The 13,083-nt window shown below is 43.4% G+C and carries 3 protein-coding genes; all 3 read right to left on the bottom strand.

Translation table 11 applies throughout. From position 1 onward, the window contains the following. Positions 1–8: 8 nt before the first annotated feature. The 3 genes from JK629_RS09460 to JK629_RS09450 are packed head-to-tail and all read right to left on the bottom strand — an operon-like array spanning position 9 to position 12,897. Positions 9–1,952 (bottom strand): OmpA family protein, encoded by a 1,944-nt coding sequence (locus JK629_RS09460; RefSeq protein WP_202335387.1) that lies wholly within the window; start codon positions 1,950–1,952, stop codon positions 9–11. A gap of 12 nt (positions 1,953–1,964) precedes the next feature. Continuing rightward, positions 1,965–2,906, bottom strand: coding sequence for a PorP/SprF family type IX secretion system membrane protein (locus JK629_RS09455; protein ID WP_202335386.1), 942 nt, complete (start codon positions 2,904–2,906; stop codon positions 1,965–1,967). A 55-nt stretch (positions 2,907–2,961) separates the two neighbouring features. Then, on the bottom strand, positions 2,962–12,897 hold the full coding sequence (locus JK629_RS09450) for a DUF7507 domain-containing protein (RefSeq protein ID WP_202335385.1): 9,936 nt from the start codon (positions 12,895–12,897) through the stop codon (positions 2,962–2,964). Between the last annotated feature and the right edge of the window lie 186 nt (positions 12,898–13,083).

Here is a 13,083-nt window from a genome sequence, read left to right as displayed (position 1 = left end):
TGGTTAATCTAATTCTTTATTATGAACATGGAGCGTCTATTAAGCTGATGTTCTTCGGCAGTACAGGGCACTCCATTTGTACAATTGTTAACTAGTTGTGATTCTCCATATCCTTTGGCAGTAAGTCTACTGGCGTCAATGCCTTTACCTACTAACCACTTAAGTGTAGATTGTGCGCGACGCTCTGAAAGAGCCATATTGTAACTGTCATTACCACGTGAATCTGTGTGCGATTCAATATGAATAATTAACTCTGGGTATTCTCTCATGGCCGCTAGAATTTTAGCCAGTTCTATTTCAGCATCGCGACGGATGTTTGATTTATCAAAATCGAAATAGATTGGTTGTAAGTTCAATTTACAGCCTAAATCATTGGGAGGGCATGGGCCAATTCTTTCCAGTGGAAGGAGTACATCCACAGTACCGGAGAGCATTGGAGTTTCAATCATTTTTTCATAAGGGTTGTATCCTTCTTTTACTCCCCTTACTGTATACTGTGTTCCACAATCACCAACAAAACTATAGGTTCCGTCATTTTTAGCTGTGGTTTGACTTACCAATTGATTGTTTTCATCAAGTAAGCTCACTTGTGTTCCAGGCAACGGGTCTTTCGTTTCTTTGTCAAAAACTTTACCTTGTATGGTAATTGAACAAATTTCTTTTACCAAATAAATATCGTCATCAATACTACCCCTATCTCCCCCTCTATTTGAGGCTACGTAACCTATGCGATCGTCTTCGTTAATGATAAAGCCGAAATCATCTTGGGCACTATTTGTGGGAGCACCTAAATTTGTTATTTTTCCAGGTTTTCCTTCATTATCAAGTGGAGTTACAAATATATCATAACCTCCAAGGCCTGAGCGACCATCGCTGGAAAAGTAAAGATTATTAGCATCACTTATAAAAGGAAAAGACTCTCTAGCTTCTGTATTTATTTCAGGTCCTAAGTTTACGGGGGGTCCGTACTTATCGTTGCCCAAGATATCAACATACCAAAGGTCAGACATACCAGATGTACCTGGCATATCGGAAGAAAAATACAATTTTTTTCCATCTGGGCTTAATGCGGGGTGTGCCACAGAATATTCTTTACTGTTAAAAGGAAGCTCAACAATATTTGTCCAATTATGATCTCCGGTTTTTGTGGCTTTATAAAGCGACAATCTCAAGGTCTTAAACTTCTTATTAGATTTATCAAGACCCTTTTTTCCTTCCAAATAAGTATTTCTGGTGAAATAAATGGTTTTTCCATCTTTAGAGAAAGTAGCTGTAGATTCATTGTAGGCGGTATTTATATCACCTCCTAACTTCATAGGATTGCTCAATTCACCTTTAGGTGCTCTATCAGCTATAAAAAGATCTAAATATGGTTCTTGGTTCCATTCATTTATTTTGGCACCGGTTGAGTTTCCTGCTGAAGTAAATACTATTTTATCCTTTCCGTAAAACGTTGCGCCAAAATCTGAATTTGATGAATTGACTGAAACTTTATCAATAACAAAATCCCTTTCTTTAAAAACAGTGCTTTTCAAATAATTAGGATCGTCCTCATAGGTTTTTATTACTAGTCCACTGCCTCCTTTGGCAATGTAATCTTTTAAAAGTGCATCAGATTCAGCATATTTTCCTAAGCTTTTTAAAGATTGTGCCGCCCGGTAATAATACTCTGCTTCGGTTTGATCTGGAAATTGGTTTACAAGTTTATCATACCACTTTGCAGCATTTGTGTAATCACTGTTAAAATAATATGTGTCACCCAGGTTCTTAAATATTTCAGCAGATTCATATCCGTCTTCAACTACCTTTAAATATATTTCGCGGGCATCTATGTAGGCAAACTTATCAAACTCTTTGTTTGCTTTTTTAATATCCTTTTTTTGTGAAAAGGCATTACTGGTGGTAAAGACCACCATTGCGATTATAAATATGTTACGTACTATTGTATTCATAGTCTTTATTTTTTAGAAGAATCTTGGTGTTAGCACTCGTTCTGGTCTGTTAAACAATTCAAAGCGAAGCATAACTTCATAAGAACCATCGCTGTAAGCTTCAATATCTGTTGTTTGGTAATCATAAGCAAAGCCTATGAAAATATTGTCTGTAGCTTGAAAGCCAACTAGTCCGCTCATTGCAGCACTCCATCTGTATGCTGCTCCGAGGGTAACTTTGTCATATAATAAAAAGTTTGCCGACACATCTGCCTGTAAAGGAGAACCACTTACCATTTTAAAAAGGGTTGCGGGCTTAAACTTTAGATTATCGCTAAGGTCAAACACATAACCCGCAATAAGGAAATAGTGCATACGTTCTGCAGCGGTTGTTTCAATTTGCGTATTTTCTATACTGCCCGTGTCAAAATGTTTGGTGGTTAAAAAGTTTGGAACAGAAAGACCTGCATAAAACTTTTCGGTATTATAATAAATACCTGCACCTATTTGCGGTTGCAGTTTATTGTCTACATTATTTTCTTCAAAATAGGGGTCGTTATCATCCAAGATGTTCAATTTATTAAAATCTACATCCAAGATATCGAGTCCTGCTTTAAGACCGAATGAAACTTTGCCCGTTTCTGAAGTATTAATGCTATAAGAATAGTCTATATTAAAGTTTGTTTCGACTGCCGGTCCAATTCTATCATTTACTATAGATAGGCCTAGCCCCATATTGCTTGCAATTGGTGAATTTACTGTGAAGGTACCCGTATTAGGGGCTCCATCACCAAAATTTACCCATTGGGTTCGGTATAGCAGACCAATACTTAAGGCTTCACGATTTCCGGCATATGCAGGGTTTACCACCTGCGTATTGTACATATATTGCGTGTACTGTGGATCCTGCTGCGCTTTACTTGAAAACGTGCCAAGTAAAATCAAAATTAGTAGCGTTAGATAACTGTGTTTCATAGTTATGTATTTTAATCCTGGGAGGGAATTTCCTCCCAGGAATTTTTTTGATTTTCTATCTGTTAATATATAAGTAACCTGTATAATCTGCCTTGCCTGGATTATCTGCCGGGAAGGTAAGAATATAGAAGTATGTTCCTGTTGGCAGTTCTTCGTTCTGTTGAACAGTTACACGTCCTTCAGAAATACCCCTGAAAACATTCTGTTTACCATCTGAGCCGCCGTAACCGTTAGTTTCAAAGACGAGTACGCCCCATCGGTTGAATATCTTCACGTTATTATTTGGCCAGTTCTCAATTCCAACTATTTGGAAATAATCGTTAAGTCCATCTCCGTTCGGTGTAATACCGTTGAATATTTCAAAGGTTGTATCCAATACGAAAGGAAGTGTTACAACTGTTGGATCATCAGGTTCACCATCACCGTTATTATCGGTATTGGTTAAATCTGTTGGATCATCAGACTCATCTTCAACGATAGTTCCTTCACTATCTTCTCCAGTTACGGTAGCTTGGTTCACTACTTCACCATTTCCTATATCTTGATCGTTGATAGTATAGGTTGCTGTAAATGTAGTACTGTCTACCTCACCTGGCTCCAATTCTGCAATTGGTCCTCCGAAGATTTCAATACCGGGTAATGGATCCGTAATAACAATATTGTACAAAGTCACATCTCCAGTATTGGTTACGGTAAATGTATATGATATTGTTTCTCCAACATTTGCCGAACCATTTCCATCCTCATCGTTGAACACACCTGTTTTTTCAAGTGAAATCGAAGGGTTTGAAACTACGTTACAAACATCTACTATGGTTGGGTCATCTTCTGTATAACTATTATTGTCAGACAGATCTGTTACCACATCCCCGTTAGGAGCAATACCTTCTGCAGTAGCTTGGTTTTCCACAAGGCCTGCATCAACATCAGCTTGAGTGATTGTATATACAGCGGTAAAGGTTGTTGTATCCTCTTCTCCTGCGATCAAATCAATCGGTCCACCAACAACAGTCACTAATGGATCTGTTATTATTATGTTGGTCAATGCAACATTTCCTGTATTCTTAACACTGAAGGTGTAGAGAATAGTTTCACCAAGATCTGCGCAGCCATCACCATTTTCATCATTTGGAACTCCCACTTTTATCAATGCTATTGCAGGGTTCTGGCAAAGTTCAGTAATAGTTGGATCATTTTCAACCTCACTATTATCATCAGATAGATCACTTACGGAATTTCCAGAAGGATCAGTACCTGTTGCTGTAGCTTGGTTTTCAACAAATCCAGCATCTATGTCAGCTTGTGTAATTGTATAAGAAGCTGTAAAAGATGTTCCGTCAGTAATACCTGGGGCCAATGTTATTGGTCCTCCTATTACACTCACCAATGGGTCTGTTACGGTTATATTTGATAATGTAACGTTACCAAGGTTGAATACTGTGAAGCTATATTCAATAGTCTCACCTACATCTGCACAACCATTTCCATTTGTATCATCAACAACTCCAGTTTTAATAAGAGCTATTACTGGGTTTTGGCATAGTTCAATTATAGTAGGATCGTCCTCAAGCACACTACTTTCATCAGAAAGGTCCGTTACAACAGTAGCATCAGTAGCAGTACCTTCCGCTGTAGCTTGGTTAATTACTTCGCCAGCGTCTATATCAACCTGTGTGATTGCATAATTTCCTGTATATACCCAAGTTTCAGTAACATCAAGTTCTCCGTCTCCGTCAGTGTCTCCTGTTGGACCAGTGATTGTAGCAATCAATGGATCCGTTAAAGTTACATTACTTAGGTTCACATTACCTTCATTGGTAACAGTAAATGTATAGCTAATAGTTTCATCCACATCTGCACAGTTATTCTGGTTCTCATCATTGAAGATTCCAGTTTTAACTATTGCAATGGCAGGATTTTGACACAGTTCAACAATTGTTGGATCATCTTCAAGAACACTACTTTCATCTGAAAGATCAGAAACAGGATTGCCCATTGGATCATTACCTTTTGCTGTAGCTTGGTTAACTACCTGACCCGCATCTATATCATCTTGCGTTATTGAATAATTACCTGTGTAAATCCAAGTTTCAGTAACATCAAGCTCTCCATCACCATCAGTGTCGCCACTATCTGGTCCTGCAATTGGTCCTCCTAATAATGGATCAGTCACTTCAACAGAACTTAGACTCACGTTTCCTTCATTGGTAACAGTGAAAGTGTAGCTGATAGTCTCATCCACATCTGCACAATCATTTTGGTTCTCATCATTGAAGATTCCAGTTTTCACGATTGCAATAGCAGGATCTTGACACAGTTCAACAATTGTTGGATCATCTTCAAGAACACTACTCTCGTCCGATAAGTCGCTCACCACTGTAGCATCAGGTGCTGTACCCTCAGCTGTAGCTTGGTTTTTCACTAATCCAAGATCAATATCGTCTTGTGTTATTACATAAGTTCCAGTAAATACCCAAGTTTCAGTAACGTCAAGCTCGCCATCACTATCAGTGTCACCTGTGGGGCCAGTGATTGTAGCAATCAATGGATCGGTTACGGTTACATTACTCAAGCTCACATTCCCTTCATTTGTTACTGTGAAAGTGTAGCTGATAGTCTCATCCACATCTGCACAATCATTTTGGTTCTCATCATTGAAGATTCCAGTTTTCACGATTGCGATAACTGGGTTCTGGCACAGCTCGATAACGGTCTCGTTATCGTTGGTCACATCTGTTCCCGATAGATCCTCTACCGTGGTCTGGTCTGGTGCAGTGCCCGTCACGGTTGCCTGGTTGGTCACGCTGCCCGTATCGATATCATCCTGTGTGATGGTATACGAGGTGGCCGTGTAGGTCCAGGTCTCGGTCACGTCAAGCTCATTGTCGCCATCGGTATCGCCACCCTGGAACACGATGTCCACTATTGGGTTCGGCGCCTGCAGCAATGGGTCGGTCACTGTTATGCCCGATAGGCTCACGTTTCCTTCATTGGTAACCGTGAACGTATAGGTTATAGTATCGATGCCCGCATCGGCGCACTGGTTGCCGTCAACGTCATTGAACACACCCGTCTTAACGATCGCGATAACTGGGTTCTGGCAGATAACCACAACTGTATCGCCATCCGCTGTGGTAGAGGTTGGGTGTGAGTCATCGGATACCGGAGTATTTGATGGGTTCATTGCAAGGCCGTTGACTGCTGCTTGGTTAGTTACCTGGCCAGCGTCAACATCTGACTGCGTTACGGTATAGGTCGCCGTGTATTCCCAAATCTCATCAAGTCCAAGGATACCGTCTGAACCGGTGTCGCCCGTTGGGCCAGTGATTGCAGAAAGGCCTACCAATGGATCGGCCACAACTACATTGTCTATGGAAACATTGCCCTCGTTGGTCACTGTAAAGGTATAGGTGATAACATCGCCTTCCGCTAGGTCAACGCATCCGTTGTTGCCCGGTACTTGATCGCTCGATTTTACGATCGCGATGTCCGCGCTCTGGCAGATAACCACAACTGTATCGCCATCCGCTGTGGTAGAGGTTGGGTGTGAGTCATCGGATACCGGAGTATTTGATGGGTTCATTGCAAGGCCGTTGACTGCTGCTTGGTTAGTTACCTGGCCAGCGTCAACATCTGACTGCGTTACGGTATAGGTCGCCGTGTATTCCCAAATCTCATCAAGTCCAAGGATACCGTCTGAACCGGTGTCGCCCGTTGGGCCAGTGATTGCAGAAAGGCCTACCAATGGATCGGCCACAACTACATTGTCTATGGAAACATTGCCCTCGTTGGTCACTGTAAAGGTATAGGTGATAACATCGCCTTCCGCTAGGTCAACGCATCCGTTGTTGCCCGGTACTTGATCGCTCGATTTTACGATCGCGATGTCCGCGCTCTGGCAGATAACCACAACTGTATCGCCATCCGCTGTGGTAGAGGTTGGGTGTGAGTCATCGGATACCGGAGTATTTGATGGGTTCCTTGCAAGGCCGTTGACTGCTGCTTGGTTAGTTACCTGGCCAGCGTCAACATCTGACTGCGTTACGGTATAGGTCGCCGTGTATTCCCAAATCTCATCAAGTCCAAGGATACCGTCTGAACCGGTGTCGCCCGTTGGGCCAGTGATTGCAGAAAGGCCTACCAATGGATCGGCCACAACTACATTGTCTATGGAAACATTGCCCTCGTTGGTCACTGTAAAGGTATAGGTGATAACATCGCCTTCCGCTAGGTCAACGCATCCGTTGTTGCCCGGTACTTGATCGCTCGATTTTACGATCGCGATGTCCGCGCTCTGGCAGATAACCACAACTGTATCGCCATCCGCTGTGGTAGAGGTTGGGTGTGAGTCATCGGATACCGGAGTATTTGATGGGTTCCTTGCAAGGCCGTTGACTGCTGCTTGGTTAGTTACCTGGCCAGCGTCAACATCTGACTGCGTTACGGTATAGGTCGCCGTGTATTCCCAAATCTCATCAAGTCCAAGGATACCGTCTGAACCGGTGTCGCCCGTTGGGCCAGTGATTGCAGAAAGGCCTACCAATGGATCGGCCACAACTACATTGTCTATGGAAACATTGCCCTCGTTGGTCACTGTAAAGGTATAGGTGATAACATCGCCTTCCGCTAGGTCAACGCATCCGTTGTTGCCCGGTACTTGATCGCTCGATTTTACGATCGCGATGTCCGCGCTCTGGCAGATAACCACAACTGTATCGCCATCCGCTGTGGTAGAGGTTGGGTGTGAGTCATCGGATACCGGAGTATTTGATGGGTTCATTGCAAGGCCGTTGACTGCTGCTTGGTTAGTTACCTGGCCAGCGTCAACATCTGACTGCGTTACGGTATAGGTCGCCGTGTATTCCCAAATCTCATCAAGTCCAAGGATACCGTCTGAACCGGTGTCGCCCGTTGGGCCAGTGATTGCAGAAAGGCCTACCAATGGATCGGCCACAACTACATTGTCTATGGAAACATTGCCCTCGTTGGTCACTGTAAAGGTATAGGTGATAACATCGCCTTCCGCTAGGTCAACGCATCCGTTGTTGCCCGGTACTTGATCGCTCGATTTTACGATCGCGATGTCCGCGCTCTGGCAGATAACCACAACTGTATCGCCATCCGCTGTGGTAGAGGTTGGGTGTGAGTCATCGGATACCGGAGTATTTGATGGGTTCATTGCAAGGCCGTTGACTGCTGCTTGGTTAGTTACCTGGCCAGCGTCAACATCTGACTGCGTTACGGTATAGGTCGCCGTGTATTCCCAAATCTCATCAAGTCCAAGGATACCGTCTGAACCGGTGTCGCCCGTTGGGCCAGTGATTGCAGAAAGGCCTACCAATGGATCGGCCACAACTACATTGTCTATGGAAACATTGCCCTCGTTGGTCACTGTAAAGGTATAGGTGATAACATCGCCTTCCGCTAGGTCAACGCATCCGTTGTTGCCCGGTACTTGATCGCTCGATTTTACGATCGCGATGTCCGCGCTCTGGCAGATAACCACAACTGTATCGCCATCCGCTGTGGTAGAGGTTGGGTGTGAGTCATCGGATACCGGAGTATTTGATGGGTTCCTTGCAAGGCCGTTGACTGCTGCTTGGTTAGTTACCTGGCCAGCGTCAACATCTGACTGCGTTACGGTATAGGTCGCCGTGTATTCCCAAATCTCATCAAGTCCAAGGATACCGTCTGAACCGGTGTCGCCCGTTGGGCCAGTGATTGCAGAAAGGCCTACCAATGGATCGGCCACAACTACATTGTCTATGGAAACATTGCCCTCGTTGGTCACTGTAAAGGTATAGGTGATAACATCGCCTTCCGCTAGGTCAACGCATCCGTTGTTGCCCGGTACTTGATCGCTCGATTTTACGATCGCGATGTCCGCGCTCTGGCAGATAACCACAACTGTATCGCCATCCGCTGTGGTAGAGGTTGGGTGTGAGTCATCGGATACCGGAGTATTTGATGGGTTCCTTGCAAGGCCGTTGACTGCTGCTTGGTTAGTTACCTGGCCAGCGTCAACATCTGACTGCGTTACGGTATAGGTCGCCGTGTATTCCCAAATCTCATCAAGTCCAAGGATACCGTCTGAACCGGTGTCGCCCGTTGGGCCAGTGATTGCAGAAAGGCCTACCAATGGATCGGCCACAACTACATTGTCTATGGAAACATTGCCCTCGTTGGTCACTGTAAAGGTATAGGTGATAACATCGCCTTCCGCTAGGTCAACGCATCCGTTGTTGCCCGGTACTTGATCGCTCGATTTTACGATCGCGATGTCCGCGCTCTGGCAGATAACCACAACTGTATCGCCATCCGCTGTGGTAGAGGTTGGGTGTGAGTCATCGGATACCGGAGTATTTGATGGGTTCATTGCAAGGCCGTTGACTGCTGCTTGGTTAGTTACCTGGCCAGCGTCAACATCTGACTGCGTTACGGTATAGGTCGCCGTGTATTCCCAAATCTCATCAAGTCCAAGGATACCGTCTGAACCGGTGTCGCCCGTTGGGCCAGTGATTGCAGAAAGGCCTACCAATGGATCGGCCACAACTACATTGTCTATGGAAACATTGCCCTCGTTGGTCACTGTAAAGGTATAGGTGATAACATCGCCTTCCGCTAGGTCAACGCATCCGTTGTTGCCCGGTACTTGATCGCTCGATTTTACGATCGCGATGTCCGCGCTCTGGCAGATTAAAACTGTAACTGTATTACTGGTAGCGTCTCTATGCCCCAAAGCTGTATCACCTTCTACGGTTGCAATATTCACTACTGAACCAAAATCTATATCGAACTGTGTAATCGTATATGATGCATTATATGTCCAAACTTCACCTACATTTAATATTCCGTCAAGATTAACGTCTCCCATTGCAGGCCCAGCAATTACACCACCAAGCTTAGTATCGTTTACAATAACATCCGTGATATCAACATCACCCTCATTTGTTACTACGAATTTGTAGTCAATTGTATCATCAACTTCAAAATTAATACAATCTCCAGTTGCGCTCACGCTAGATTTCACAATGGAAATTTCAGCATTTTGGCAAAGATTTACTGTAACCGAGTCAGAAGTTGAAACTGGATAAGGATTGCCTGTGGTTTGAACCAGTCCATTTACTGTAGCAGTATTCTGAACTTGTCCATTTATAATATCTTGTTGAGTTATTATGAAGGAAGCAGTATAAACCCAAGTTTCACCTGCGTCTAAAACTCCTGGATTTGATGTATCTCCACTAACAGGGCCAGGAAGGGGATTGTTTGTTGGGTCAATTAATGGATCTCTTAATTCAACATTATTTATAGGAGCGTTCCCTACTGGATTTGAAACATTAAATGTATATGTAATCGATTCTCCTGGAGCTATAGGGGTACAACCCTGAGAGTTATTTGGACTAGCAATTTTTTCAAGTTGAATTCCACAATTATTTATCGTTACCAAGAAGCTGTTCTCAGCGGTACAGTTGGGCGTAGTGCCAGTCTCTGCGTATACGTAAATTGTCTGGGTAGTCTCAACTATGTAACCAGCGCTCAATGCAGTACCTGTCCCCCCGCTGCCGGTGAAGTAGTTTCCGTGCGTCAAGGCAGGAAGCGTGTAGCTGTCGCAGGCGGTAACATCCGACGGATCGTCCACCAAAGGGGTGTCGTTGATCGTTACCAAGAAGCTGTTCTCAGCGGTACAGTTGGGCGTAGTGCCAGTCTCTGCGTATACGTAAATTGTCTGGGTAGTCTCAACTATGTAACCAGCGCTCAATGCAGTACCTGTCCCCCCGCTGCCGGTGAAGTAGTTTCCGTGCGTCAAGGCAGGAAGCGTGTAGCTGTCGCAGGCGGTAACATCCGACGGATCGTCCACCAAAGGGGTGTCGTTGATCGTTACCAAGAAGCTGTTCTCAGCGGTACAGTTGGGCGTAGTGCCAGTCTCTGCGTATACGTAAATTGTCTGGGTAGTCTCAACTATGTAACCAGCGCTCAATGCAGTACCTGTACCACCGCTGCCGGTGAAGTAGTTTCCGTGCGTCAAGGCAGGAAGCGTGTAGCTGTCGCAGGCGGTAACATCCGACGGATCGTCCACCAAAGGGGTGTCGTTGATCGTTACCAAGAAGCTGTTCTCAGCGGTACAGTTGGGCGTAGTGCCAGTCTCTGCGTACACGTAAATTGTCTGGGTAGTCTCAACTATGTAACCAGCGCTCAATGCAGTACCTGTCCCCTCGCTGCCGGTGAAGTAGTTTCCGTGCGTCAAGGCAGGAAGCGTGTAGCTGTCGCAGGCAGTAACATCCGACGGATCGTCTACTAAAGGTGTGGTGTTAATTACTATATCAGCAGTATCGCTGTTGGAGCAGCCACTACCATTTGTATAACTATAGGTAACAGTTATCGTGCCACTAAGACCCGTTGGGTTGAAGCTTGCCGTACCATTGCCATTATTTGTAACACCTATTCCAGTCCAAGTTCCATTGGAATCCGTAGGAGTACCCGTTAGAGTTATGGGATTTATTCGGTCACAAAGTGGACCGTAATTGCCCGCATCGACATTTATTTGATTAGGTTGATTAATTACAATAGTTTCTAAAGTAGTACAAGTACCGTCATTAACAGTTACATTGTAAGTACCAGCAGTTAGACCAGATTGATCTTGAGCTGTGGGATTTAAACCACTTCCACCGTTACTGGCGGTCCAGGCATAAGTGTATGTCCCTGATCCACCGGTAACAGATAAATCAATAGAACCATTATTTCCACCAAAACAAGTTACATTTACTTTTGTGTAGCTTGAATTTAAATCTGTATTTGTTAATGTAAGCTTTCGGGATGGTGAAGTACAACCTAAAGTGGGGTTAAAATAAAATGCATACCAAATACCTGGAGTCGTAACAGTTGGATTAACAGCCAGGGGATTACTTAAATCTGAGTTAGCAGACCATCTTAATTGTGCTCCTGGTGGAGTTGTAGAAGTAACAAAGCTATCTAGTTGTACTTGTGTAGGCACACAATAGGTCTTTTCAGTTAGAGAAAGCGTAGGGGCATTTGCATAACCCTCAACCGATAATCTTAAACCATCAACTAAAACAACTGATCTTCCAGGGTTTCCAGTTTTGTAAAAAACTTCAACCGATGTAGCACTATTGCCAGATCTAAAAGTAATACATCTATTTTCCCAATAAGGGTTTATCTCGGTCCAGCCTCCAGGGTTCTGATTTCCGTTATTACCATTTGTGGCAAATGATAATCTCGTTGGGAAATCACTCAATGGATGCTGTACTAAATCGTTGTGGGTGTAAGTTAATGGATCAGAAATTTGAACAGCCCCATTTCTTACTCCAAATTGCAAATTGGGCGCATATTCAATTACTCCACCTCCTTGATTGTTACTGTTTACCGTATTATATCGAGGTATTACTGCTATTTCAAAACACACGGTATAAATTGTATTTGGAACAACATTTAAAGTTTGACGAATTGCTTCATTTTGATAAGAAAAAATAGCAAAACCACCTCCATCAAATGTGGAAGGTTCTATAATAGCGGGATATAAAACGTTTGAGTTCGTAGTTGAGTAAGAAATATACTGTCCCTCTGACCAATCAACCGTCCCATCATCGTTCCAGCAAGTATATCTGGCATCGGCTTGGTATTGTCCATTTGTTCCCCCTACAGCGGTGCGGAAAGTTCCCCCGTTAACATCCGTTTTTTCAAAGGAACCGCAAGTAATTAAATTACAAGCCCCAACCGTTCCTCCTCTTTGGGCGTTATTGAAAGCTTCAGCTTTAGACCTTGAACGGAAAGTTGAATTATATTCCGCCGCTTTTTTATCTAAATTAGCGTTATATTGATCCAAATATTCTTGGGAATATGGCAATATTACCTGTTCTCCATCGCTAGATTCTTTTACCTGAGAATAACCTTGGCTACTCAAGCAAACTATTAAAATGAGACCTATTAAGAACCTCTTATCAGAAGCAAATAATTTAGTAATTATTTTAAACATAAGTTAGAATTTTATTTATACCGATATCTTTTGATAATGCAATAATTGAACATTTCACCTCAATTAATGGTCAAATATACAGTGTAAAAACTGTTAAAAATTACTGACAAACAAGTATTAGCTAAAATGTAAAAAATAGTCGGCAAACGACCTAAATTGATAAAAAATGAAAGGAATTTTGTAGGA

This window comes from Aequorivita iocasae (assembly GCF_016757735.1).
GTDB lineage: Bacteria > Bacteroidota > Bacteroidia > Flavobacteriales > Flavobacteriaceae > Aequorivita > Aequorivita iocasae.
Note: the sequence above shows the minus strand (reverse complement) of the source record. Positions and strands in the feature narration are given on the sequence as shown.